Origin of the sequence: Caulobacter mirabilis (assembly GCF_002749615.1) — a bacterium.
GTDB classification, from domain to species: domain Bacteria; phylum Pseudomonadota; class Alphaproteobacteria; order Caulobacterales; family Caulobacteraceae; genus Caulobacter; species Caulobacter mirabilis.
In genome coordinates this window covers 1,071,057-1,095,449 of record NZ_CP024201.1, presented here as the reverse complement: position 1 = coordinate 1,095,449, position 24,393 = coordinate 1,071,057, and the positions used below count along the sequence as shown (strand labels likewise).

The following is a 24,393-nucleotide window of genomic DNA, read 5'->3' as shown; positions in this document are numbered from 1 at the left end:
CGATTTTCGACGCTGACAAGAGGGCCCTAGAGGGCGGCCTCGCGGCTGACGCGGAAGAGTTCGACGGCCCCCTCGGTCACCTCGACGGCGAGGTGCTCCTCGGTCTCCTCGAGCCGCTGGCGGGCGAGTTCGCGGGCGCGATCCTCGTCGCGGACGGTGACCAGCTGCAGCGTCGGGACGCTGTAGCGTCTGTCGTGGATGTAGAACGAAAAGGTTCTCATGATGACGCTCCAGATCCTGTTCTGGGACGGGAGCACGTAACGTCTCTCAGTCGCCGACGTCCTTCGGCACTCGTCGACGATGCCCCGACCCTACGCCCCCGAATCTCGAGCGCATAGCGATTAGAAACCGGAACACGGAAATCTGTTGATCCGGGAACAACCCGAGATGACCCAGGTATTGACCGGAGGACGGAGCGGCGTCGACATAGCCTCATGACCGATACGCTCGACGCCTTCATTCGGGGCCTGCCCAAGGCCGAACTCCACCTGCATATCGAGGGCAGCCTCGAGCCGGAGCTGATGTTCGCCCTGGCCCAGCGCAACCGGATCGACCTGCCGTTCCAGTCGGTGGAGGAGATCCGCGCGGCCTACGCCTTCTCCAACCTGCAGGACTTCCTGGACATCTACTACCAGGGCGCCGGCGTGCTGCAGACCGAGGAGGATTTCCAGGATCTGACCATCGCCTACTTCCGCCGGCTGAAGGCCGATGGCGGAGTGCACGCCGAGATCTTCTACGATCCCCAGACCCACACCGACCGCGGCCTACCCTTCTCGGTCGCCGCCGACGGCATCCTGGCCGGGATGAAGCAGGCCGAGGACGAACTCGGGATCACCAGCCGCCTGATCATGAGCTACCTGCGCCACCTGTCGGAAGAGGCGGCGTTCGAGACGCTGCGTCAGGCCGAACCCTATCTCGACCGTTTCGTCGGGGTGGGCCTGGACAGCGGCGAGGTCGGCCACCCGCCGTCGAAGTTCGCCAATGTCATGAAGGCCAGCCGGGAGCGCGGCCTGCTGATCAACGCCCACGCCGGAGAGGAAGGCCCGCCGGCCTATGTCTACGAGGCGCTGGACATCCTGGGCGTCGACCGCATCGACCACGGCAACCGGGCGCTGGAGGACCAGGCCCTCACCCGGCGGCTGGTGGATATGGGGATCACCCTGACCGTCTGCCCGCTGTCGAACCTGAGCCTGTGCGTGGTGAAGGATCTGAAGGAGCATCCGATGAAGCGGATGCTGGACCTGGGTCTGAAGGCGACCTGCAACAGCGACGACCCGGCCTATTTCGGCGGCTACGTCGGCGACAACTACATTCGCACGGCGGAAGCCGTCGGCCTGACCCGCGACGACCTGGCCACCCTGGCGAAGAACAGCTTCTCGGGATCTTTCCTGCCGGCGGCGGACAAGGCCCGCCACATCGCGGCGGTCGACGCCTACCTCGCGGCGCAATGAGAAAAGGCCATTCCGGCCGGCTGCGGCCGGGCCGGAATGGCAGTGGAGAGGATTCTACTCGGTGATGCGATACCGGCCGCGGCTGTCAGGACAGACGCGGACATAACGATACTCGGCCTGGCCATAGGCGTTGGTCGGCGCCTGGGCCAATCGGCAGCCGCGACGACGGTAGTCGTCGTAGCCGTACCGCCCGCTGCGCTCGCCGTACCCGTAACCCGACTCCCGGTAGGAAAGCGTCTGATCGCGGCTGTACCAATAGCCGTCATTGTCGCACTTGGCCGAGCTGCGACCTATGGTGCCGCCCAGTCCGCCGCCGACCAGGGCGCCAAGCACCGCCCCCTCGCTCTTGGCGTTGCGCGCCGCGGCGTTGGAGCCCAGCGCGGCGCCGGCCAGGGCCCCGATCACCGCCCCGACCGCGGTGCGGTCGTTCTTGTTCCGCTCGCAGGGGCTGTTGCGGTACTGCCCGTAGTAGTCGTTGTTGTAGTAGTCGTTGTTGCTGTAGCGGTCGTCGTAGCGGTCGTTCTGATAGTAGGGATCGTCGTAGCGCCAGTCGCCGTACTGACGCACATACGCCCCGCGGCCGTAGCGGCGATCATAGTCGGCCTGGTCACGCATCCATTGCGCCCGGCGATCCTCGTAGGCGCGCCGCTGGGCGTCATAGTCGTCGCGACGGTCCTGATAGGAGTCACGCTGACGTTGGTACTGGTCCTGCTGGGCGCGATACTGGTCCCAGCTCGGCGGATAGCCCTGGGCCACGGCCGCGCCGGTGCTGAGCAGCATCACGCCCACGGTCGCCGCGGCGATGATCTTGGTCTTCATTGGTGTTCGCTCCGTATCCACGAGGCCGAGCAGCGAAAGGTCTGAGCCGTCCGCCGCTCCGTGAAGCGCCCACACCCGGCGCCGACGGGAAAACGCCGGGCCTCGGTTAACGGTTGCAGAGGCGGTTACAGCAGCGCGTCGCGCGTGGGCTGGCCCAGCAGGATGCGGCCGGTCAGCTCGAAGATGCTTGGGGCGACCATCGCGTGGTGGGTGATCACATGGGCGTCGCGGAACCGCCGCTGCAGCGGGTTCTCGAGGAAGACCGCGCCGCCGCCCATCATGTCGTAGGCGAAGCGGGCGACATCGGCCGAGACGTGAGCCGCATGGGCGCAGGCCAGGCGCAGGCGGTTGCGCTGCTCCAGCGTCGGATCCTGCCCCGCTTCCAAGGCCGCCCAGAGCACGCCGATACATTCGAAGTAATGGGCCCGGGCCGCCGACAGGGCCGCGACCTGGCGGGCGAAGTCGGTCTGGGTCGTGTTGCGCTCGGCCAGAGTGCGCTGCGAGCCCTGCTGCTTTTTCTGCTGGGCCATGCCGCCGGCGATCATCAGCGCCCCGCGGGCGTTGCCCAGCGCCACCGCCGCCACGCCCAGGGCCAGCATGCCGAAGGCCGGGAACTTGTAGAGCGGTCCCTTCAGAGTGGGCGCATCCTCGTGCAGGGCGACCGACCTCGCCTTGGGCACCCGGACCTCCTTCACGGCGAAGTCCAGGCTGCCGGTGCCGCACAGGCCGCTGGTGCGCCAGGTGTCGATCAGCTCCACCTCGGAGGCCTTGAAGATCATCATCCGGTGGCGCGGCTGGCCGTCGGCGTCGAGCTGCGGCTTGCCGTCCGGTCCCGTCAGCACGGCCCCGCCGGCGATCCAGTCGGCGTTCTGGGCGCCGCTGCCCCACTGCCAGCGGCCGGAGACCTTCCAATGATCGCCGTCGTCCGTCGCCTTGCCCATCGGGGCGAAGACGCCTGCGGCGATGGTCTTGGGCGCGCCGAACACCTCGCGGGCGGCGTCGAGCTCCATGCGGGCGGCCATAAAGGCCGTGGTGGCGCCGATCATCAGGCACCAGCCGGTGGAGGCGTCGCCCTGGGCCATGGTCTCGATCGCCAGCGCCAGCTCGGTCGGCGGCGTCTCGTGACCGGCCATGGTCTTGGGCAGCAGCATCCGGAACAGGCCGGCGGAGGCCATCTTCCCCGCCAGGTCGGGCGGCAAGCGGCGGGCGGCCTCGATCTCGTTGCCGCGGCGGGCGACTTCCTCGATCAGGGACTGGACGGCGTCGAGGGGGTTGAAGGTCGTCATCCGGGCAGTCTCCAGAGGGCGGCGAGATTGTTGCGCTGCATGTTCGACGAGCCGCCGACGATGGGCATGCCGAGCAGGTCGCGGACGTTGCGCTCGATGTCGTAGTCGGCCGACAGGGCGTAGGCGCCCATGACCCGCTGGCAGGCCAGGGCGATCTCCACCCCGGCCTCGCCGATGAACAGCTTGGCCATGCTGGTCTCGACGGCGCAGGGCTCGCCCGCGTCGGCCAGCCGGGCGGCGTTCCACAGCATCAAGCGGCAGGCTTCGAGCTTGGTGCGGGCGTCGACCAGGGCGTGGCGGACGGCCTGGTGGGCGGCGATCGGCTTGCCGAACTGGACGCGGTCCTGGGCGTACTGCCAGGCCTCGTCGAGCGCCGCCTGGGCCAGGCCGAAGGCGCAGGCGCTGATTTCCAGCTTCTCGATGTCCAGCGCACGGCCGGCCAGCATCTTCCAGCCCTGGTTCCAACGGTCCGGGCCGCCGACGATGGCCGAGGCCGGCAACCGGACCTCGTCGAAGTGGACGTCGGACGACAGGGTGTAGCGCAGGTTCACATGGTCGATCGGGGTGATGACCACGCCCGGCGCCTTGGTCGGGATCAGCACGAAGCTCAGACCCTGCCGCGCCGGAGCGTCGGGATCGGAGCGGACCAGGCAATAGATGTAGTCGGCGAAGTCGGCCCCGGTGCACCAGCGCTTGGCGCCGGTGACCACCACCTCGTCCCCCTCGCGGCGGGCCCGGGTCGTCACCGCCGACAGGTCGCCGCCGACGTCAGGCTCCGACAGGCCGTAGGCGAAGATCAGCTCGCCCTTGGCGAGGCGCGGGAGAAGCTCGGCTTTCTGTTCGGCCGAACCGTTCTCCAGGATGTTCATGCCGCCGTAGAAGGCGCACTGGATGAATGGGCCGGCCAAAAACGACCCGGCCCGGCACAGCTCCTCGATGGCGGCGACGGCGGCCAGGATGTCCGGGCCGCTGCCGCCATACTCTTCCGGCACGGTCAGGCCGCAGAGGCCCAGGCCGGCCAGTTCGCGGAACAGATCGCGCGGAAAGGCGTGGGTCCGGTCCCATTCGCGGCGCTTCTCCCGCGGCGCCTTCTCGGTGACGAACCGCTGCAGCTGCGCGCGCAGAGCCGTGACGTGGTCGGGTTCGGGTTCGGGAAGACGGATCATCAGCCTTCTCGCAGGACAAAAACGAGCCGCGGCAGCACTCGTCCCGGGATTGAAGCCGAAGGAACCCCGCCCGCGTCGATCGCGCCCATCGCGCGATAGATCGGAGCCGCGTCGGGGTCGGCGTCGATCACCATGCGGGTCGCCGCCCCGGACCGGGCGACCTCGACCGCCCAGTCAAACAACCGCCGCCCAACGCCGCACCCGATCGCCGATGGATCGACGAACAGCTTCTCCAGCACGGCGTCTCCATCCTCGAACAGGACCTGCGCCAAGCCGACGACCTCAACGCCGTCCTCGGCGACGACGACGCTGTCAAGTTCATCCAACGACAGGGTCAGCTCCTCGCGACAGGCTTCGAGGAAGACCTCGTCGTAGCCCCAATGACCCTTCGATCTCAGGCAGAGCGCACTGAGCGCCGGCGCCTCTTCCGCCCGCGCGGGCCTCAAGGAAACAGCCACCCTACTCTCCCGTCAGCTTCGGCGCGCGGCGCTCGCGAAAGGCGTCGACGGCCTCCTTGCGGTCGGCGGTCATGTTGCTCATCGCCTCATAGGCCACGGCGGCGTCCGTCATGCTGACCATCAGCTGCTTCAGGGCGATGTTGGCCGTGGTCTTGGTCCAGCGCACCGCCCAGCGCGGGTTGCCCAGAATCTTGCCCGCGATCTCGGCCACCTTGGCGTCGAGATCGCCCGCGGGGACGGCGTGGTTGATCAGGCCCATCGCCACCGCCTCCCGGGCGGTCAGCAGGTCGCCGGTCATCAGCAGCTCCTTGGCGCGGGCGAAGCCGATCAGCTGCGGCCAGATGATCGCCCCGCCGTCTCCCGCGACCAGCCCGACCTTCACATGCGGATCGCCGATCCTGGCCGTCTCGTCGGCGACGATGACGTCGCACAGCAGGGCGATGGTCGCCCCCAGTCCCGCCGCCGCTCCATTCAGCCGGGCGATGATCGGCTTCTCAAGGTCCAGCAGGGTCGAGACGATCCGCTTGGCGTCGTAAGCGATGTCTCGGAAGGTTCGCGGGTCGCTGATCTGGCGGTCGAACCAGTCGAAATCGCCGCCGGCGCAGAACGCCCTGTGCTCACCGGTCAGGACAATCAGGTCGCTGTCCGGATCGCGCTGCAGGTCGACGAACAGGTCGGCCAGCTCGTCGTGCATGACCGCGTCGACGGCGTTCACGGCGTTGCCGCTGAAGGCGACGGTCAGGATCCGGCCCTCACGCCGGAAGGTGAAGCGGCTGTAGCGGTCGAAGCGGGTCATTGCGGGTCCGGGGCGAGGCGCACGAGGCGGCGGCCGAAGTTCTCGCCCCGGAACAGGCCGCAGAAGGCCTCCGGCGCGGTTTCCAATCCGTCGAACTCCTCGATGGCGAACTGCAGCGCGCCGTCGGCGATCCAGTCGGCCATCTGAGCCTGGGCGGCGTGGAACTGGCGCAGGTCGTCGAACACCACCAGCCCCTCCATGCGCACGCGATGGGTGATGAAGACGTCGGTGTGCTTCAGGCCCGGGCGCTGCGCGACGGGGAGGTTGTAGTCGGCGACCTGGCCCGACACGACGACCCTTCCGCGCAGCTTCATCAGCGGCAGGATGCGGTCGACCATTTCATTGCCGACGTTGTCGAACAGGACGTCGACGCCCTCGGGACAGACCCGGCGGACGGCCGCGGCCAGGTCCGGCTCGGCCTTGTAGTCGATCACTGCGTCGAAGCCGGCGATGTCCTTCAGCCAGGCGCACTTCAGCGGACCGCCGGCGATCCCGACAACGCGCATGCCCAGCTTCCGGCCGATCTGCCCGGCCGTGGCCCCGACCGGCCCGGCGGCCGAAGTGACCAGCAGGGTCTCGCCCGCCTTGGCCTGCGCCACGCGGTGGAGGCCGAACCAGGCGGTCATGCCGGGGATGCCCAGCACGCCGATCCAGCAGCCCAGCGGCACGCGGCGGTCGGTGATCTTCTGGATGTAGCCCCGGCCGTCGGACACGAAATGCTCACGCCAGCCGCCGCCCGCCGCGATCAGGTCGCCGACGGCGTAGTTCGGGTTGGCGCTCTCGATCACCTGGGCGACGCAGAAGCCGTCGACGCCCTCGCCGATCTTCATCGCCCCGGCGTAGCTGTCGCCGCCGGACAGGCGCGAGCGCATGCCGGGGTCGACCGAGCTGAGGATCACCTTGGCGATGAACTTGCCGTCCTGGAGCTCGGGATGGGGCCGCGTCTCCAGCGCGAAGTCCTCCGGCGCCGGCGCGCCCTCGACATGGCGCGCGAGCACCCAGCGGCGGGTCGTTCTGGTCACGGTTCCTCCCGATGCCGGTTTTCCGGTCTGGGCCGAACTGTAGGCGGACGAGGCGCGGGAGGGGAAGCGGTCGTGAAGGCTTTGGGGGACATGCTCCGGCGAAGCCGGTGTGTGTCCCCTGTTAACGGATAGACGGGGACACGCACCCTTCGGGAGCATGTCCCCAGCGCCGCCGCCCCAATTCCGCCGGGGCGCTGAATCGACTATGGAACCGCCATGCGCCGCCCGACCCTGATCGCCGCCTTGAGCCTTCTTCTCGCCGGGCCCGCCCTGGCGCAGGACGGCGACAGGCCCGATCCGCGCCACGACCGCGGCATGACCCAGACGGAACCGAACCTGCGCGACGCGGTCACCGCGCCGCTCGACGACCTGAACCTCAAGCACGTCCGCATTCCCGACGTGCTGCAGCGCGCCGTCGCCGGGCCCTACGACATGGACGGCATGACGCGGTGCGAGGCCATCGCCGCCGAGGTCGGCCGGCTGGACGAGGCGCTGGGGCCGGACCTCGACGAGACGCCGCCGCCCGACAAGCGCACCAGGGTTCAGAAGGTCCAGCAGGCGGCCGGCGACGCCGTCGTCGGCGCGGTCGAAAACGAAACGCGCGACCTGCTCCCCTTCCGCGGCTGGGTGCGCAAGCTGTCGGGCGCCGAACGCCGCGACAAGCGCGTGGCCGCCGCCATCGGCGCCGGCAAGATCCGCCGCGGCTATCTGAAGGGCGCCGGCATGCGCATGAACTGCGCCCCGCCCGCAGCGCCCAGCTGGTTCGTCCCCGCGACAGAGGCGAAGAAGAGCGGCGGCTTCCTGGCCTGGCTGGCCGGCGTCTGGGCCGCGATCACCGGCTGGTTCGCGAGCCTGTTCGGCTAAACCTCAGGGACATGCTCCGGCGAAGCCGGTGCGTGTCCCCTAAGCAGGCGATGGACAGGGACACGCACCCTTCGGGAGCATGTCCCCAGCCGTCAGTCGAGCCGCGCCCGCAGTTCGTCCAGGTCGCGGACGAACCACACGTGCCGGCCGCGATTGGACTCGCCGACGAAGTCGTTCAGCGGCTTGCTGGCGGCGGTCTTCGCCGAGACGTCGCCGACGATGGCGACGTTGATCCGGTAGTTGACGGCCTTTTGCAGGATCGTCCCGGCCAAGCCGGTCGACAGCTTCAGGAAGTCCTCGGACAGCCGCTCCACCGGAATGGCGAGCCAACGGGCGTCCTCGCCCATGGCGTCGCCTATCAGATCGGTCCCGTCCCGCTCTGTCGCCAGGATCGGGCCGTCCCGGTCGAGGACCAGGACGCGCAGCTCGCCCAGGGTTTCGATCGCGCCGGCCATGTCCTTGTTCCCTTCCCGCTGGAGGAAGGGACCGACTACAGCCCCAGCACCGCCTTGGCCATGATGTTGCGCTGGATCTCGTTGGAGCCGCCGAAGATCGAGGTCTTGCGCATGTTGAAATAGGTCGGCGCGGCCTTCGACGCCCAGCTCGGGATCGGCAGGGCGTTGTCGCCGGTCAGTCCCCGGGCGAACGGCGCGCCGTAATGCGCGGCGGCTTCCAGGGTCAGTTCGGTCAAACGCTGGCCGACCTCGGTGCCCTTCACCTTCAGCAGCGAGGCTTCCGGCCCGGGCCCCTTGCCGCGGCTCTCCGAGGCCAGGGTGCGCAGCTCGGTGTACTCCAGCGCCGCCAGGTCGACCTCCAGCTCGGCCACCTTGCGGCGGAAGTCGGGGTCCTTGATCAGCGGCCGGGCGTCGTCGCCGGGCTCGCCCGCCGCGATCTCGCGCAGCTTCTCGATGCCGCGCTTGGACCGCGCCACGCCGGCGATGCCGGTGCGCTCGTGGCCGAGCAGGTATTTGGCCACGGTCCAGCCCTTGTTCTCCTCGCCGATCAGGTTCTCCACCGGCACCTTCACGTTGGTCAGGAAGGTGTCGTTGACCTCGTGGCTGCCCTCGATGGTGATGATCGGGCGGACCTCGACGCCGGGCGAGGTCATGTCGATCAGCAGGAACGAGATGCCCTCCTGCTTCTTGGCGGTCGGGTCGGTGCGGACCAGGAAGAAGCCCCAGTCGGCGAAATGGCCCTGGGTGGTCCAGGTCTTCTGGCCGTTGACGACGTAGTATTCCTTGCCGTCGTCACCCTTCACCCGCTCGGCGCGGGTCGACAGGCCGGCCAAGTCCGATCCGGCGCCAGGCTCGCTGTAGCCCTGGCACCACCAGATGTCGCCGTTCATGGTCCCGGGCAGGAACCGCGCCTTCTGCTCCGGCGTGCCGAAGGTGTAGAGCACCGGCCCGATCATCCCGATGCCGAAGCTGGTCTGGCTGGTCTGCGCCCGGGCCAGCTCCTCGGAGAAGATGTACTTGCGGACGCTGTCCCAGCCCGTGCCGCCGTACTCGACCGGCCAGGACGGGACCAGCCAGCCCTTGTCGTTGAGGATGCGGTGCCAGGCGAGGATGTCTTCCTTGGTCAGGTGCTCGCCGGCGTCCATCTTGCGGCGGCTCTCCGCCGGGAAGTTCGCTTCGATCCAGCCGCGGACTTCCTTACGGAACTCGGCATGCTCGGGCAGGAAATCCAGGTCCATCGCGTCTCTCTCCCTTCGATGTCGCCCGCTGACCGGCTCTGCGTCCTTCGAGACGCGATCCTGAGGGATCGCTCCTCAGGATGACGCAGGGGGATGGGTGCACCCACGGTCGTCATGGTGAGGAGCGAGCCTCGGGCGAGCGTCTCGAACCACGCAACTGCGTGCTGGACTCTGGCGGTCCGGCTCGGCAGTTTGCGCTCAAACAAGCGTTTCAAAGAAACATAAGGGGCGACGCGCCATGGCCGCAATCAATTCCGTCACCGACCTGAGCAACGAGGGCGACGTCGCCGTCATCACCCTGAACTCGCCGCCGGTGAACGCGCTGTCGGCTGGGGTCCGCGACGGCCTGTACGAAGGCTTCAAGGCCGCCATCGCCGACGACTCCGTCAAGTCGATCGTGCTGATCTGCGACGGCCGCACCTTCATCGCCGGCGCCGACATCAGCGAGTTCGGCGGCGAACGGAAGGGCGCCGACCTGCCCGCCGTGCAGGACATGATGGAGAATTCGCCCAAGCCGGTCGTCGCGGCGATCCACGGCACCGCCCTGGGCGGCGGCCTGGAGGTGGCGCTGGTCGCCCACTACCGCGTCGCCGTCCCGTCGGCCAAGGTCGGTCTGCCGGAAGTGAACCTGGGCCTGCTGCCGGGCGCCGGCGGCACCCAGCGCCTGCCCCGCATCGTCGGCGCCGCCAAGGCCCTGGACATGATGACCAGCGGCGCGCACGTGCCGGCCAAGGCCGCCAACGCCATGGGCCTGGTCGACGAGCTGGTCGAGGAAGGCAAGCTGCGCGAGGGGGCCATCGCCTTCGCCAAGAAGGTCGTCGCCGAGAACTGGCCGCTGAAGAAGGTCCGCGACCGCGAGGTCGCCGGCGCCACGCCCGAGCTGTTCGCCGACTTCCGCAAGGCCAACGCCCGCAAGTTCCGCGGCTTCCTGGCCCCCGAGTACAACATCCGCTGCATCGAGGCCTCCACCCTGCCCTTCGACGAGGGCATGAAGGTCGAGCGCAAGCTGTTCATGGAGCTGATGACCGGCCCGCAGTCGGCCGCCCAGCGCTACGTCTTCTTCGCCGAGCGCGCCGCCAACAAGATCCCCGACATCGGCGACGACGTCGAGCTGCTGCCGGTCAAATCGGTCGGCGTGATCGGCGCCGGCACGATGGGCGGCGGCATCTCGATGAACTTCCTCAACGCCGGCATCCCGGTGAAGATCGTCGAGATGAAGCAGGACGCGCTCGACCGCGGCCTGGGCGTCATCCGCAAGAACTACGAGAACACCGCCGCCAAGGGCCGCCTGACCCTGGAGGCCGTCGAGCAGCGCATGGGCCTGCTGACCGGCTCGCTGGCCCTGGAAGACCTGGCCGACTGCGACCTGATCATCGAGGCCGTGTTCGAGAACATGGACATCAAGAAGGAAGTGTTCGGCAAGCTCGACGCCATCGCCAAGCCGGGCGCCATCCTGGCCACCAACACCAGCTACCTGAACGTCGACGAGATCGCCGCCTCGACCAGCCGCCCGGAGAGCGTGATCGGCCTGCACTTCTTCTCGCCGGCCAATGTCATGCGCCTGCTGGAGATCGTCCGCGGCGACAAGACCTCCAAGCCGGTCGTCGCCACCTCGATGAAGCTGGCCAAGACCATCGGCAAGGTCGGGGTGCTGGTCGGAGTCTGCAACGGCTTCGTCGGCAACCGCATGCTGTCCTCGCGCCAGATCCAGGCCCAGGCCCTGGTCGCCGAGGGCGCGATGCCCTGGGACGTCGATCGCGTGCTCTACGACTTCGGCTTCCCGATGGGGCCGTTCGCGATGAGCGACCTCGCCGGCCTCGACATCGGCTGGAGCAAGGAGAAGTCGTCCAGCTCGACCATCCGCGAAGTGCTCTGCGAGATGGACCGCCGCGGCCAGAAGACCGGCGCCGGCTACTACGACTACGACGAGAAGCGCAACGCCAAGCCCTCGCCGGTCACCGAGCAGATCATCAAGGACTTCGCCGCCAATTCGGGCGTCAACCCGCGTGAGATCAGCGACGAGGAGATCCTGGAGCGGACCATCCTGCCGATGGTCAACGAAGGGGCGAAGATCCTCGAAGAGGGCAAGGCCCTGCGCGCCAGCGACGTCGATACGGTGTGGGTCAACGGCTACGGCTGGCCGGTCTACCGCGGCGGCCCGATGCACTACGGCGACAGCCTGGGCCTGGCCAAGGTCGTCGAGCGGCTGAAGCACTATCAGGACAAGCACGGCGACTTCTTCAAGCCGTCGGCCCTGCTGGAGAAGCTGGCCGCCGAGGGCAAGGGCTTCAAGGACCTGAAGTAACTCGCTGACCTGGCCCGACGCGCACCGGCGTGTCGGGCCTTTTGCCGCCAACGGAGTGACGTAGCGTGAGCCTGACCATCGCCGACATGATCGCCGCGGATTTCGGGACCGTTCCCGACCTGATCCGCATCCACGCCGCCGACCGGCCGACGCACCGGGCGCTGGTGCAGGGCGATCAGTCGATCAGCTACGCCGAGCTCGACGCCCTGATGGACCGCGTCGCCGCGGGCCTGCAGCGCGACGGGGTGAAGCCGGGCCAGGCGCTGTCGGTCTGCGCCGCGACCTCGATCGAGTACGCGGCGCTGTTCCTGGGCGGCCTGCGGGCCGGGGCGGCGGTGGCGCCGATCGCTCCCTCCTCCACGCCCGACCAGATCGTGGCCATGGTCAACGACAGCGGGGCCAGCCTGTTCTTCCTCGACGCCGCCGTGGCGGCCGAGATGGGCGAGGCCCTGGGCAAGGTCGTGACCAAGCAGGTGTCGCTCGACGGCTCCGACGCGGGCCTGCCCTTCCTGAAGTGGCTGCCGGAAGCGGGCGCCGAGCCGCAGCCGGTCGAACTGGACCGCAAGGCTCCGTTCAACATCATCTACAGCTCCGGCACGACCGGCACGCCCAAGGGCATTGTCCAGAGCCACGGCATGCGCTGGCGGCACCTGGCGCCGCGTCCCGACGGCGTCGGCTACGGCCCGGACGCGGTCGGCTTCATCTCCACGCCGCTGTATTCGAACACCACCCTGGTCTGCTTCTTCCCGACCCTGGCGGGCGGCGGGACCATGGTCATGATCCCCAAGTTCGACACCGTGAAGTGGCTGGAGACCGCCCAGCGCGAGCGGGTCACCCACGCCATGCTGGTGCCGGTGCAGTACCGCCGTCTGCTGGAGCACCCGGACTTCGACCGCTACGACCTGTCCAGCTTCCAGATGAAGTTCTGCACCAGCGCGCCGTTCGCGGCCGAACTGAAGAAGCAGGCGCTGGAGCGCTGGCCGGGCGGGCTGATCGAATACTACGGCATGACCGAAGGCGGCGGCGGCTTCATGCTGCTGGCCCACCTGCATCCGGACAAGCTGCACACCGTCGGCCAGCCCTCGCCCGGCGCGATCATCAAGCTGATCGACGAGGACGGGAACGAAGTCGGGCCCAACGAGGTCGGCGAGATCGTCGGCCGCTCGGCGGCGACCATGAGCGGCTACCACAACCAGCCCAAGAAGACCGCCGAGGCGCAGTGGACCGACCCGGCGACCGGCGACGTCTACATCCGCACGGGCGATGTCGGGAAGCTGGACGAGGACGGCTTCCTGACTCTGATGGACCGCCGCAAGGACATGATCATCACCGGCGGCTTCAACGTCTATCCGAGCGACCTGGAGGCGGTGCTGGTCCAGCACGACGCCGTGGCCGAGGCCGCCGTGATCGCCGCGCCGTCGGACCAGTGGGGCGAGACGCCGGTGGCCTTCGTCGCCCTGAAGGACGGGGCGGAGGCCGCGCCGGACGCGCTGAAAGCCTTCGTCAACGGCCAGGTCGGCAAGACCCAGCGGCTGGCCGACGTGGTGCTGGTCGACATCCTGCCCCGCAGCCATATCGGCAAGGTGCTGAAGCGCGAGCTGCGCGACGACTACGTGGCGATGGGCCGGAAGGTCTGAGTTCGGCCTGGATGCTCCCCCTGGGGGCGCTGCCGGCCCGAAGGGCCGGCTGAGGGGGAAAGGCGTCGGGCGCCGAATCCGCGGCGGCGCGGATTTCGCGCTGTGTCGGCAGCCACCCTCCGTCTCGCCTGTCGGCGAGCCGCCTCCCCCAGAGGGGAGGATAAAAAAGGACCCCGGCGGGAACGCCGGGGCCAGTGGCAGGAAGGGCGAGGCTCGGATCGTTCAAGCGGCGGCGAAGCTCGGGCGGGTCGTCGCGGCGCGCCACTCCAGCACCGTCAGGACGGCGACGGCGGCGGCCTGGGCGACCACGAAGGCGGTCCCGAGCGCGGTCGGCTGGGTCAGGAACAGCACCGCGATGCTGGCCGCGACCCAGCCGGCGTTGCCCAGGATGACCAGCCAGACCAGGGCGGTCGGCGCGGTCGCACGGCGCGACAGGACGGCCATCAGGGCGGCGACGGGGAAGAGGATCACGCCCGCCCACAGCAGCAGCGGCTGCGGCAGGCCGGTGATCGGGGCGAGGACCCCGGCCCCGAAGGCCATCAGGGCGCCGGCGGCCGTGCAGGTGACGGCGTCGACGGCGAGGATGCGGCGAAGGAAGCTGCTGAGGTCGGTCATGGCGGTGTCTCCGTGTCTGATGACGCGAAGATCACCCGGCCGCGGCGGCGGATCGATTACCTGGGAGGTAGGATGATGAAGGGAACATGCTCCCGCGGACATCCTCTCCCTTTGGGAGAGGGGGACCACCCGCAGGGTGGTGGAGCGGGCCCAAGGCCTTTGGCCCCCTCCACCATGCTTCGCATGGTCCCCCTCCCCTAGACGGGGAGGATGTCTGATGAGGCTCCCTAGAGAAGCGTCTTGGTCAGGGTGATCTCGGCGTTGATCACCTTCGACAGAGGGCAGCCCTTCTCGGCGTTTCCGGCCAGTTCGTCGAACTTGGCCTCGTCCAGTCCGGGAACCTTGGCGGTAAGGGTCAAAGCCGACCTGGTGATCTTGAAGCCCCCAGCCGGATCGGCCTCCAGCGACACCGCCGCCTGGGTTTCCAGGCTCTCGGGATCGAAGCCGGCCTGCTGCAGCTGGAACGCCAGGGCCATGGTGAAGCAGCCGGCGTGGGCCGCGGCCAGAAGCTCCTCCGGATTGGTCCCGGGCGTGTCCTCGAACCGGGTCTTGAAGCTGTAGGGCGTCTGGGAGAGCACGCCGGAATCGGTGGTCAGATCGCCGTCGCCATCACGGCCCGTGCCGCGCCAGTGCGCCGTGGCTTTGCGGATCATCTTCGCCTCCTGTTCGGGATCGGTGCGGCCACACTAGGCCGCGAATGCGACGGGCGCATTCACACGTTGGTATGGACCGGGGACATGCTCCGCGAAGCGGTGCGTGTCCCCGTTGAACAGGCGTCGACAGGGGACACGCACCCTGCGGGAGCATGTCCCCTACGCCCGATGGGCCTCCGCCGTGATCTCGAACGAGCGCAGGCGGGCGGCGTGGTCGTGGATCTGGGCGGTGACCATCAGCTCGTCCGCGCCGGTGCGGTGGGCGAACTCGGCTATGCCCTGGCGCACCGTCTCCGGCCCGCCGACGATCGAGCAGCGCAGCGCCTGACGCAGGCGGGCGGCGCTCATCGGATCGAGATCGTCGCCGAAGCCTTCCACCGGCGGCGGCAGTCGGCCGGGCTTGCCCAGCGCCAGGTTGACGAAAGCCTGCTGCAGCGAGGTGAACAACAGCCGCGCCTCCTCGTCCGTGTCGGCGGCGAAGATGTTCACCCCCAGCATCACATAGGGGCGGTCGAGATGCTCCGACGGCTCGAACCGTTCCCGATAGGCGGCGATGGCGGCCTCCATCTCCTGCGGCGCGAAATGGGAGGCGAAGGCGTAGGGCAGTCCCAGCGCCGCGGCCAGATGAGCCCCGAACTGGCTGGAGCCCAGGATCCAGACCGGCACGTCCAGCCCTTCGCCCGGCGTGGCGACCACGGCCTGCCCCGGCTCGGCCGGCTTGAAGTAGCGGAGCAGCTCGACGACGTCCTGCGGGAAGCGGTCGACGTCCCCGACCATCGTCCGGCGCAGGGCCCGGGCTGTCAGCTGGTCGGTGCCCGGCGCGCGGCCGAGTCCCAGGTCGATGCGCGGGCCGTAGAGGGCGGCCAGGGTGCCGAACTGCTCGGCGATCTGCAGCGGCGCGTGGTTGGGCAGCATGATCCCGCCGGCCCCGACGCGGATCGTCGAGGTGCCGTTCGCGACATGGCCGATCAGCACCGAGGTCGCGGCGCTGGCGATGCCGCGCATGTTGTGGTGCTCAGCCAGCCAGAACCGCTCATAGCCCCATCGCTCGGCATGCTGGGCCAGGTCGAGGCTGTTGTTCAGCGCCTGGGCGACGGTGGAGCCCTGGACGACGGGCGCGAGATCGAGAACGGAGAGCTTGGCCATGGTTGCCATATAGGACGGACTTGCGCCGACGGAAGCGGTTGCGCGGCAGGGACGGCGCTCTACAGAGGGCGAGCGTTCGCCGAGGGGGAAACATGGCGCGGCCCAACATCCGTCCGATCGAAATCCGTCCGCCCCGGGTCGCGAGCCTGATCGGGGCTATCGCGATGTTCGCGGTCGCGGCTCTACCGGCGGCGCTTTGGTTTGCGGATCCGGAACTGGCGCGAGAGCGTCCATGGTTCCTCGTCGGCGTTGGCGCCTTCCTGACGATGTTCGCTCTCGGGGGGCTGGTCTACGCGCTCCTCAATCGTCTCCGTCTCTATCCGGATCGACTTGAGTATCGGCAATTCGCGGGAACGGTCGTGGTGCGAGCGGCCGACATCGTCGGTTATCGCCCGCCGGGGGACGGCGACCTCATGGTCGAATACCGGACAAGCGACGGCCACGGCAGGCTGACCCTGCCCGGCCACCTCTCCAAGAACCCCGATTTCGTCGCCTGGGTCGCGCCTCTCAAGAACCTGGATCTCGAGGACTACCAGCGCGAAGAGGCTCGGCTGGAGGCCAACGACCAGCTCGGCGTCAGCATCGAAGCCCGCCAGGAACGCCTGCTTTTCCTGAAGCGCCTGCAGGTCCCGGCGTGGGTCGTGTCTGCGATCATCGGCATCTGGTTTCTCTTCGGCCACTACGGGCGGGATGTCGCGCTGGCGCTCGTCGTCGCCATGCCCCTCGTCGGCGTCCTGACGGTCGTAGCGGGACGCGGCGGGGTAAGCCTGCTGCGCCAGAGCAATTGGCCCGGCGCCGACCTGGGCGCCCTCATCGTAGTTCCAATGTTCGTTCTGGTCGTCGCGACGTTCGGCGTCCGGATGATCGACACCACGAACGCCGTGGCGCTCGGCCTCGCGGTCGCCCTGGTCCTGACCGGCCTGCTCTGGCTGACGGACCGGGGCGCCGGAAAGGCGGCCTGGCCGATGGCCCTGTTCTACGGGTGCGGGCTCGGCTGGGGCCTGATCGTCGTGCTAAACGAGAGGCTCGATCTCGCCGCTCCGCAGGTCATGGAGGCGCGCGTCGTCGCCCGCAGCGGCGCCGCGGACGACGATCCGGCGCTGACCCTGGCGTCCGCCGTTCGCCAAACGCCCCTCGAGGACATGTCGGTCAGCGCCGAGCGGTTCGAGGCCTCGCCGATCGGAGCGACGGTCTGTCTCGCCGTCCATCCGGGGCGGTTCGGCCTTCGCTACGCCTTCATCACGGATTGCCCCGGCGCGGCGCTGCCGAAGACCTGAGCGGACGGCTTCAGCCTACGCCAGCCGCCGCTTCCTCGACGAGGGCCACAATCTCGTCCGGCCGCGAGGCCAGGGAGGCGTGGCTGGCGTCGAGGGAGACGATCTTCCGGGCGTTCATCCGCTCGGCCATCTCCTGCTCGGTCTGGGGCGGGATCATGTGGTCGCCGGTCGAGACCTGATACCAGCTGGGCTTGGTCTTCCAAGCGGGCGGCCCGGCCTTGTCCTCGAAGCAGCGGCCGGCGATCGGCTTCTGGGTCAGCGCCATGACCAGGGATTCGGTCGCGTCGAGGTCCTGGCAGAAGCTCTGGTGGAACAGGCCGCGGTCCAGCCACAGGAAGCCGTCGGCGTCCGGCCGGATGGCGGCACCGCCGGACGGCGGCTCGCGCCGGCCGAAGATCCCGCCCAGGCTCTCGCCCTCGTCGGGGCCGAAGGCGGCGACATAGACCAGGCCGACGACGTTGGCCTCATGTCCGGCGCCCGAGATCACCGCCCCGCCGTAGGAATGGCCGACCAGGATCGTCGGACCGTCCTGGGCCGCGGCCAGCCGCCGGGTGCGGTCGACGTCGTCGGCCAGCGAGGTCAGCGGGTTCTGCACCGCCGTAACGCGATAGCCCTTGGCGTCCAGCGGCGGGATCACATGCCGCCAGTGCGAGGCGTCGCCCCAGGCCCCGTGGACGAGGATGATGTTCGGTTTGGCCGCCATGACGCGCCCTCCGCTTCGGTTGTTTCCCGAGGGGAGAGCGGCCCGGCCATGGCGCGGTTCCATGTCGCCGCGTGAAGACTTTGCGACGGTCCCCTAGGGGATCAGCAGCACCCGTCCGACGGCCTGGCGGCTCTCGATATAGGCATGGGCGGCGGCGGCTTCCGACAGCGGGAACTCGCGGTCGATGACCACCTCGATCTCGCCGCGGGCGGCGCTGTCGATGAGGCCCTGGATCATGTCGTGGGCCCGGTCGGTCATGATCTCGGCGCCCAGGAAGACGCCGGTCAAACTGCGGTTGCCGCCCATCAGGCTGGAGACGTCCACCGTCATGGGTTCGCGTCCGGCGTTGCCGACCATCGAGCAGCGGCCGCGATGACCCAGCGAGGCCAAGGAGCCGGCCAGGGTCGCGCCGCCGACGCTGTCGACGACCAGGTTCACGCCCTTCTTGTCGGTGAGGCGCATCACCGCCCGGGCGACGTCCTCGGCCTTGTAGTTGACGCCATGGTCGAGGCCCCACTGCTTCAGGCGTTCCAGCCGCTCGTCGCTGGAGGCCGTGGCCAGCACTGTCGCGCCGGCGCGCTTGGCCAGCTGGATGGCGGCCAGGCCTACGCCCGAGGCCCCCGCCTGGACCAGCACGGTCTCGCCCGCCTTCAGCCGTCCGAACTCGAACAGGCAGTCGTGGGCGGTGCCGAAGGCCACCGGGATCACGGCGGCCAACCGAGGATCGAAGCCGTCGGGGATCGGCCAGCAGTTGCGGGCCGGAACCGGACGCAGCTCGGCGTGACTGCCGAAGCCGTCGACGGTGGCGACCTTCTGGCCGACCTTCAGATGCTCGACCTCCGAGCCGACCTCGACGATCTCGCCCGAGGCCTGGTAGCCGACGATGTGCGGGGTGGTCACGAGCGGTCCGCGCCAGCGGTTCAGGGTGTCGCCGCCCTCGATGCTCACGGCCAGGACCCGGATGATCACGCCCTTCGGATGGCAGACGGGGTCGGGGACGTCCTCGTAGCGCAGGACGTCGGGGGTTCCGTTCTCGTAGTAGACGGCGGCTTTCATGGCGGTTTCCGGGTTCAGAGGAATAGGGGACGCCAGTCCACACGCGAGGCCCACTCCTTGCGGCCGAAGGCGTAGCTGGTCAGGAGCTCGATCGCGACGGCGTCGTTCACCGGCGCGGCGACCTTGAAGTGGTTCTGGACGGTGGCCAGCTGGAACTCGACCACAACGCCCTCCTCCCGGCGGGCGGCCTGCATGTAGGTCCCCTCGCCGGCGTCGAGGATCAGATAGCTATCGTCGTCGACGCCCAGGCCGGCGACGGCCCGCTCGATCACCTCGGGCGTCAATTCGCCCGCGTCGCGCAGCCCCGGACATTCCAGCGTCAACGGACGGTATTCGGCGCCGATGTCGAACACGAAGAAGGCCTCCAGACTGTCCGTCGACCGGTCCAGCAGGATGATGACGAAACAGTCCTTCCAGTCCGCCGTGACATGCGCCAGCACGGTCCGGCCGTCGGCCGTCTGGGCGGCAAGCTCGACGCGGCGGGAAAGGGCCTCCCAACGCTTGAAGCCGGTCTGCGGCCAGACCGACCGGGCGGCGGCCAGGACGCGCGTCCGCGTCGCCTCGTCCAGGTCCACGGTCCGCATGCCGGGCGTCAGCAGGGCGGCGTACTCGTCCATGCGCAGACGCCGGAGCAGCGCCTGCGACGGCGGCGGTTGCGGCCGGGAGGGCCCAGCCATCGGCGGAGGAGGGACGGCAGACGGCTTCCGCCCGTCGCCGAAAAGCCTCTTCAGGAAACCGAGCACCCTACCCCCACACCACAGGCTTGCGGTCGATCCAGGGGATCTCCTTCTCCAGCTGGCCGGCCAGGCGGTACAGGGTCGCCTCGTCGCCGAAACGGCCGCTGAACATCATGCCCAGCGGCAGGTTGTCCTGGCTCTGCCAGAGCGGCAGGGACAGCGACGGCTGGCCGGTGAAGTTGAAGGTCGGGGTGGTGCCGTAGGTGGCGGCCTGGCGCTTGTCGAACTCGCGCAGGTCGTCGGCAAGAGCCAAGGGGTCCAGCCAGTCGATCCGCGGCGACGGCGTGCTCATGGTCGGCGTCAGGAAGACGTCGAACTGCTGAAAACGCTCCAGGACCTGGATGTTGCTGAGGCGGAGCTGCTGCCAGCCCCAGAAGGCCTGCTGGCCGGTGACGCGACGGCCGGCGTCCCAGGCGCGCTGGGCCAGGGGGCCGAGTTCGCCCGGCTCAGGCTCGCGGCCGTAGGCCTCGGCCCGACGCTGCATCGAGGCGGCGAAATTGCTGGCCGAGACGTAGCCCTGAGCCCGGTACATCAGGCGGTAGTCGATCCCCAGGCCCATCTCGAAGACGTCATGGCCGAGCGCCTTCAGCACGGCGACGGTGCGGTGGGTGGCGGCGATCATCTCCTCGCCCATCGGCCGGCCGCTGGGCGTCTCCAGCGACCAGGCGATACGCAGCTTGCCGGGGCTGCGCGAGACCTCCTCGAGGAAGGGCCGCTCCTTCTGCGGCGGGGCGAACGGATCGCCCGGCTGAGGACCGCCCGTGGCGTCCAGCATGGCGGCGCTGTCGCGGACCGTGCGGCTGACGACGTGGTGCACCGAGAAGCCCATGGCCCCATCGGTGGTCTCGCAGATCGGGGTGCGGTCACGGGTGATCTTCATTCCGACCAGACCGCAGTTGGCCGCCGGGATGCGGATCGAGCCCAGGCCGTCGCTGGCGTGGGCCAGGGGGACAATCCCCGCCGCCGTGGCGCTGGCCGCGCCGCCCGACGAACCGCCCGAGACATGCTCCGGATTCCAGGGATTGCCGCAGGGCCCCAGTCGCTCCGACTGGGTGATGCCCGGGATGCCGTACTCCGGGGTGTTGGTCTTGCCGAGGAGCACCACCCCGCTGGCGCGGTAGCGGCGGATCAGCTCGCTGTCCTCACTGTCGGCGGCGACGTCGGCGTAGTTCGAGCCCGAGGTGCGCGGCCAGCCGGTAACCTTGGCGCCCAGGTCCTTGATCAGGAACGGCGCGCCCTTGAACGGTCCGTCGGGCAGGTCGCCGGCGGCGACCTTCCGCGCCTCGTCATAGGCCTTGTAGGTGACGGCGTTGAGCTTGCCGTTGTGGCGCTCGATCCGCTCGATCGCCGCCTCGACCAGCTCGGCCGGCGAGACTTCGCCCTTCCGCACCAGTTCGGCCAGACCCAGGCCGTCGTACGACGCATACTCCGCGAACCCCATCCCGTTCTCCTCGCCTCATTGTGCAGGTCGAACGCCTGCTTACGGCGAGTGTGAAACGACTGTTCGGCGGCGTTAAGCCCTAAAGTGCGTTCCAGACCTTATCGGCGATGGCGACAAAGACTTGGAGGTTCATCGCCAGGTTCTGGGGGGCGACCCCATAATCGAGGATGATGTAGCGGGATACGCGGACGCCGTCGCCGCCGTTGGCCAGAACCGCGACCGCCGCATACTGCGGCGCGAGCTTCTTCACGGTGTCGTCGATCTTCGCGGCCTCGACGTCGAAGGTGGCCTCGATATACAGCCCGTCGCAGCGTTTCTTGCCCGAAGCGCCCTTACACGCCCGTCCCTCGACGCCGAACTTCATCCCGCTCGACGCCTCGGCGGCGATGTAGACCTCATCGTCGTTGCGGACCTTGGTCACTTTGGCGCCTGAGGCGACAACGGCGGTGCGGACGTCCTCGGCGCTCGCGCTGCTCAGCAAGGCCTGAGCGGCGGCGACGCCTGGAAGCGTAATGACGGCCGCCGCGGCCGCGGCGGTGAAGGCGATCTTGAACATCCGTATCCCCAGCAGCGTTCTCCCGCAGAGGAGGATGACCCCGTATGGCCTCGGGCGCATACCCGGAATGGGGGATGCGGACGGGGCCATTTCGTCGCAGGCTACTGCCCCTGCGCGCTCTTCCAGACCTGGCCGGTCAGCCTGAAGAAGACGTCGATGTTGGCCTTGAGATTCGCCCTAGCGATCCCGCCGTCGAACAGGACGTAGCGGTTCAGATCCAGGGCGCTGTCGCCGCCGTTGCGGGAACCGACAGCGACCAGATTGATCTGTTTCAGCGCCTGGTCGACCTCGGCGCTGTTGGACAGCCGATAGCCGGTGGTCAAGTTCAGACCCTTGCAGCGGACCGGCGTCCCCGCGCAGCCGACGCCGTAGGCGACGAAGTTCATGCCGGCGGCGGTGCGACCCGCGACGAACAGCTGGCCGTTCTCAACGCCCGAGTCGCTAACCGTCTCGCCCCGCTCGACGATCAGGGCGCGGACATCCTCCAACGCCCAGTCGGTCATCAGAGGCTCGGGCTTCGACGCCGGCTGGGCGACAGCCGTCGTCGTTGCGACAAGGCCAAAGGCGGTAGCGGCGGCCAGGATCTTCAGCATTCAGGGTCTCTCGATCAGATCGCGGCCCAGATCTCTTCAGCCACGCCGGTGAAGACGCTGATGTTGACCTTGAGATTGTCGCGATGAAGGCCGTGGTCGAAAATCAGGTAGCGCATGACCAGAACGTTGTTGTCGCCGCCATTGCTGACCGACACGGCGGCGTACTCCCGGGCCCATTTCTTCACCGCCGCGTCGACGGCGGCGTCGCTGGCCAGGCTGAAGCGAGTGGTCAGCACCGCCCCGCGGCAGCGCTTGGGGCCTGTCCTGACTCCGGCGGCGAAATCGCAGAGACGGCCGGTGACGGTGAACTTCACGCCCGACGGCGACTTGGCCGCGATGTAGGGGTCGCCCTCGGCGGTGACGTCGGCGCGGGTGACGGCGGCGCCGGACCCCGTGACGGCCGCCTTCATGTCCTCCACGCCCCAGGCGGACAGGTAGGGTGACGTCGGCTGGGCCGCGGCGCCCTGGATGACCGCCAGCGCCCCGGCGATGGCCAGGCCGGTCGACGTCGATATGGTCAGCCCCTTGCCCATGCCCCTCAGGTCAGCAGTTCGTGGGTCTCTGGATGCCGCTTCAGCCAGGCGGCCGCATACCCGCAAAGGGGGGTGATCTTCAGCCCCTTGGCGCGGGCGTCGGCGACCACGCCCTCCATCAGGCGTCCGGACGTTCCCGTTCCGCGCAGCGGCGGGGGCGAGAAGACATAGTCGATGATCAGCCGGTCGGACTGGCGACGGTAATCGGCGTAGGCGGTCTCGCCATCCTCGACCAGTTCGTAGCGTCCGGCGGCGGCGTTGTCGGTCACGTGAGTCATGATCGGACTATAAGCGCCTCAGCCGCCGGAGCGATCCCTCGCGGATAGGGTCGATACCCCACCCGCGCGGATCGAGGACGATCAGACCAGCTCCACCGCCATGGCCGTGGCCTCGCCGCCGCCGATGCAGAGGCTGGCCAGGCCCTTCTTGCCGCCGCGCGCCTGCAGCGCCGCGATCAGGGTGGCCAGGATACGGGCGCCGGACGCGCCGATCGGGTGGCCCAGCGCGGTGGCGCCGCCGTTGACGTTCAGCTTCTCGCGCGGGATGCCGAGTTCGCGCTGGGCGATCATGGCGACCACGGCGAAGGCCTCGTTGACCTCGAACAGGTCGACGTCCTCGACGCTCCAGCCGGCCTTCTTCAGCGCCTTCTGCATGGCCGGCACCGGGGCGGTGGTGAACATTCCCGGCTCGTGGGCGTGGGCGGCGTGCGACACGACCTTGGCCACGATCGGCAGGCCCAGGTCCTTGGCCACGCTCTCGCGGGTCATGACCAGGGCGGCGGCGCCGTCGCTGATCGAGCTGGCGTTGGCGGCGGTGATCGTGCCGTCCTTGGCGAACGCGGGCTTCAGGGTCGGGATCTTGGCCGGATCGGCCTTGCCGGGCTGTTCGTCGGTTGAGACGACTTCCTCGCCCTTGCGGGTCTTTATGGTGACCGGGACGATCTCGCCGGCGAAGGCCCCGCTCTGCGTCGCCTTCACGGCGCGCGACAGGCTCTCGATGGCGTAGGCGTCCTGCTCTTCGCGGGTGAACTGGTACTGGCGGGCCGCGTCCTCCGCGAAGGCCCCCATCAGCTTGCCCGGGGTGTAGGCGTCCTCCAGCCCGTCCAGGTACATGCTGTCGCTGATCACATCGTGGCCGATGCGGGCGCCCGAACGGTGCTTGGCCATCACGTAGGGGGCGTTGGTCATGCTCTCCATGCCGCCGGCGACGATGACGTCGACCGAGCCGGCCGCCAGGGCGTCATGCGCCATGATCGCGGCCTGCATGCCGCTGCCGCACATCTTGTTGACCGTGGTCGCCTCGACCGACAGCGGCAGGCCGGCGCCCAGGGCGGCCTGACGGGCGGGCGCCTGGCCCAGGCCCGCGGGCAGGACGCAGCCCATGATGATCTGCTCGACCTTTTCGCCAGCGAGACCGGCGCGCTCCAGCGCGGCCTTCACGGCGGCGGCGCCCAGCTCGGTCGCCTTGGCGCCGGCGAGCGCGCCCTGGAAGCCGCCCATGGGCGTGCGGGCGTAGGAAGCGATGACGACGGGATCGGCGGCGGCCATCGGAATCTCCTGAATGGAAAGCGGAATTGGCCGGACCTT

Annotated in this window: 26 protein-coding genes; 5 read left to right on the top strand and 21 right to left on the bottom strand. The window is 69.0% G+C overall.

Translation table 11 applies throughout. The features are described from left to right. Nucleotides 1-26 precede the first annotated feature (26 nt). Nucleotides 27-221 carry a hypothetical protein gene (locus tag CSW64_RS05360; RefSeq protein WP_150131337.1) on the bottom strand — a complete coding sequence of 65 codons (195 nt, stop codon included), beginning with the start codon at nucleotides 219-221 and terminating at the stop codon, nucleotides 27-29. Nucleotides 222-434: 213 nt separating this feature from the next. Between CSW64_RS05360 and CSW64_RS05355 the strand changes: the two genes are divergently transcribed. Continuing rightward, nucleotides 435-1,451, top strand: coding sequence for an adenosine deaminase (locus CSW64_RS05355; protein WP_099621137.1), 1,017 nt, complete (start codon nucleotides 435-437; stop codon nucleotides 1,449-1,451). Nucleotides 1,452-1,505: 54 nt separating this feature from the next. On the opposite strand, the gene CSW64_RS21755 is transcribed toward CSW64_RS05355, so the two are convergent. From CSW64_RS21755 to CSW64_RS05320, 6 genes are all read right to left on the bottom strand, one after another. After that, a complete protein-coding gene (locus tag CSW64_RS21755; protein ID WP_150131336.1) occupies nucleotides 1,506-2,270 on the bottom strand; it encodes a glycine zipper domain-containing protein in 765 nt (254 codons plus the stop codon). A gap of 125 nt (nucleotides 2,271-2,395) precedes the next feature. Continuing rightward, the gene (locus CSW64_RS05340; protein ID WP_099621134.1) at nucleotides 2,396-3,556 is read right to left on the bottom strand and encodes an acyl-CoA dehydrogenase family protein; all 1,161 of its coding nucleotides are present in this window, start codon (nucleotides 3,554-3,556) and stop codon (nucleotides 2,396-2,398) included. Continuing rightward, entirely contained in the window at nucleotides 3,553-4,722 is a 1,170-nt protein-coding gene (locus CSW64_RS05335; protein WP_099621133.1) for an acyl-CoA dehydrogenase family protein, read from the bottom strand. Before CSW64_RS05335 ends, CSW64_RS05340 begins: the two co-directional genes overlap by 4 nt. Next, nucleotides 4,722-5,180 (bottom strand): GNAT family N-acetyltransferase, encoded by a 459-nt coding sequence (locus CSW64_RS05330; RefSeq protein ID WP_099621132.1) that lies wholly within the window; start codon nucleotides 5,178-5,180, stop codon nucleotides 4,722-4,724. Before CSW64_RS05330 ends, CSW64_RS05335 begins: the two co-directional genes overlap by 1 nt. A gap of 1 nt (nucleotide 5,181) precedes the next feature. Further along, nucleotides 5,182-5,976 (bottom strand): enoyl-CoA hydratase/isomerase family protein, encoded by a 795-nt coding sequence (locus tag CSW64_RS05325; protein ID WP_099621131.1) that lies wholly within the window; start codon nucleotides 5,974-5,976, stop codon nucleotides 5,182-5,184. After that, nucleotides 5,973-6,998, bottom strand: a complete 1,026-nt coding sequence (locus tag CSW64_RS05320; protein ID WP_216361236.1) for an NADP-dependent oxidoreductase — start codon at nucleotides 6,996-6,998, stop codon at nucleotides 5,973-5,975. The genes CSW64_RS05325 and CSW64_RS05320 overlap by 4 nt, the downstream gene beginning before the upstream one ends. 216 nt (nucleotides 6,999-7,214) lie before the next feature. On the opposite strand from CSW64_RS05320, the gene CSW64_RS05315 reads away from it, so the two are divergent. Then, entirely contained in the window at nucleotides 7,215-7,862 is a 648-nt protein-coding gene (locus CSW64_RS05315) for a hypothetical protein (protein WP_099621129.1), read from the top strand. 92 nt (nucleotides 7,863-7,954) lie between these two features. Here the strand turns inward: CSW64_RS05315 and CSW64_RS05310 are convergent, their stop codons facing one another. Together CSW64_RS05310 and CSW64_RS05305 are read right to left on the bottom strand one after the other, a co-directional pair. Beyond that, a complete protein-coding gene (locus tag CSW64_RS05310) occupies nucleotides 7,955-8,317 on the bottom strand; it encodes a DUF4180 domain-containing protein (RefSeq protein WP_099621128.1) in 363 nt (120 codons plus the stop codon). A gap of 35 nt (nucleotides 8,318-8,352) precedes the next feature. Further along, nucleotides 8,353-9,555, bottom strand: coding sequence for an acyl-CoA dehydrogenase family protein (locus CSW64_RS05305; RefSeq protein ID WP_099621127.1), 1,203 nt, complete (start codon nucleotides 9,553-9,555; stop codon nucleotides 8,353-8,355). A 238-nt stretch (nucleotides 9,556-9,793) separates the two neighbouring features. Here CSW64_RS05305 and CSW64_RS05300 point away from each other — a divergent pair, with 238 nt between their 5' ends. Both CSW64_RS05300 and CSW64_RS05295 read left to right on the top strand, forming a co-directional pair. Beyond that, complete coding sequence (locus CSW64_RS05300) at nucleotides 9,794-11,860, top strand: 3-hydroxyacyl-CoA dehydrogenase NAD-binding domain-containing protein (protein ID WP_099621126.1); 2,067 nt, start codon at nucleotides 9,794-9,796, stop codon at nucleotides 11,858-11,860. Between the two features lie 86 nt (nucleotides 11,861-11,946). Continuing rightward, nucleotides 11,947-13,497, top strand: coding sequence for a class I adenylate-forming enzyme family protein (locus tag CSW64_RS05295; RefSeq protein WP_172448659.1), 1,551 nt, complete (start codon nucleotides 11,947-11,949; stop codon nucleotides 13,495-13,497). 222 nt (nucleotides 13,498-13,719) lie between these two features. Here CSW64_RS05295 and CSW64_RS05290 read toward each other — a convergent pair whose 3' ends face one another. The 3 genes from CSW64_RS05290 to CSW64_RS05280 all read right to left on the bottom strand — a co-directional run bounded on the left by CSW64_RS05290 (nucleotide 13,720) and on the right by CSW64_RS05280 (nucleotide 15,911). After that, nucleotides 13,720-14,112: a hypothetical protein gene (locus tag CSW64_RS05290; RefSeq protein ID WP_099621125.1), complete on the bottom strand. Its 393-nt coding sequence runs from the start codon at nucleotides 14,110-14,112 to the stop codon at nucleotides 13,720-13,722. A gap of 227 nt (nucleotides 14,113-14,339) precedes the next feature. After that, a complete protein-coding gene (locus tag CSW64_RS05285; protein ID WP_099621124.1) occupies nucleotides 14,340-14,765 on the bottom strand; it encodes an OsmC family protein in 426 nt (141 codons plus the stop codon). Between the two features lie 159 nt (nucleotides 14,766-14,924). Next, entirely contained in the window at nucleotides 14,925-15,911 is a 987-nt protein-coding gene (locus tag CSW64_RS05280) for an LLM class flavin-dependent oxidoreductase (RefSeq protein WP_099621123.1), read from the bottom strand. A 92-nt stretch (nucleotides 15,912-16,003) separates the two neighbouring features. Here CSW64_RS05280 and CSW64_RS05275 point away from each other — a divergent pair, with 92 nt between their 5' ends. Continuing rightward, nucleotides 16,004-17,188, top strand: coding sequence for a hypothetical protein (locus CSW64_RS05275; protein ID WP_099621122.1), 1,185 nt, complete (start codon nucleotides 16,004-16,006; stop codon nucleotides 17,186-17,188). 10 nt (nucleotides 17,189-17,198) lie between these two features. Here the strand turns inward: CSW64_RS05275 and CSW64_RS05270 are convergent, their stop codons facing one another. The 9 genes from CSW64_RS05270 to CSW64_RS05230 form a co-directional block, all read right to left on the bottom strand. After that, on the bottom strand, nucleotides 17,199-17,891 hold the full coding sequence (locus tag CSW64_RS05270) for an alpha/beta hydrolase (RefSeq protein ID WP_099621121.1): 693 nt from the start codon (nucleotides 17,889-17,891) through the stop codon (nucleotides 17,199-17,201). Between the two features lie 93 nt (nucleotides 17,892-17,984). Continuing rightward, nucleotides 17,985-18,947: a quinone oxidoreductase family protein gene (locus CSW64_RS05265; RefSeq protein WP_099621120.1), complete on the bottom strand. Its 963-nt coding sequence runs from the start codon at nucleotides 18,945-18,947 to the stop codon at nucleotides 17,985-17,987. A 14-nt stretch (nucleotides 18,948-18,961) separates the two neighbouring features. After that, a complete protein-coding gene (locus CSW64_RS05260; RefSeq protein ID WP_099621119.1) occupies nucleotides 18,962-19,564 on the bottom strand; it encodes a hypothetical protein in 603 nt (200 codons plus the stop codon). Nucleotides 19,565-19,691: 127 nt separating this feature from the next. Continuing rightward, complete coding sequence (locus CSW64_RS05255) at nucleotides 19,692-21,125, bottom strand: amidase (RefSeq protein ID WP_099621118.1); 1,434 nt, start codon at nucleotides 21,123-21,125, stop codon at nucleotides 19,692-19,694. Nucleotides 21,126-21,204: 79 nt separating this feature from the next. After that, the gene (locus CSW64_RS05250) at nucleotides 21,205-21,681 is read right to left on the bottom strand and encodes a type III secretion system chaperone family protein (RefSeq protein WP_099621117.1); all 477 of its coding nucleotides are present in this window, start codon (nucleotides 21,679-21,681) and stop codon (nucleotides 21,205-21,207) included. A gap of 101 nt (nucleotides 21,682-21,782) precedes the next feature. Then, on the bottom strand, nucleotides 21,783-22,274 hold the full coding sequence (locus CSW64_RS05245) for a type III secretion system chaperone family protein (protein ID WP_099621116.1): 492 nt from the start codon (nucleotides 22,272-22,274) through the stop codon (nucleotides 21,783-21,785). A gap of 14 nt (nucleotides 22,275-22,288) precedes the next feature. Then, nucleotides 22,289-22,807, bottom strand: a complete 519-nt coding sequence (locus CSW64_RS05240; RefSeq protein WP_099621115.1) for a type III secretion system chaperone family protein — start codon at nucleotides 22,805-22,807, stop codon at nucleotides 22,289-22,291. Between the two features lie 5 nt (nucleotides 22,808-22,812). After that, nucleotides 22,813-23,085, bottom strand: coding sequence for a GNAT family N-acetyltransferase (locus CSW64_RS05235; protein ID WP_099621114.1), 273 nt, complete (start codon nucleotides 23,083-23,085; stop codon nucleotides 22,813-22,815). A gap of 81 nt (nucleotides 23,086-23,166) precedes the next feature. Then, nucleotides 23,167-24,354: an acetyl-CoA C-acyltransferase gene (locus CSW64_RS05230; RefSeq protein ID WP_099621113.1), complete on the bottom strand. Its 1,188-nt coding sequence runs from the start codon at nucleotides 24,352-24,354 to the stop codon at nucleotides 23,167-23,169. Nucleotides 24,355-24,393 lie beyond the last annotated feature (39 nt).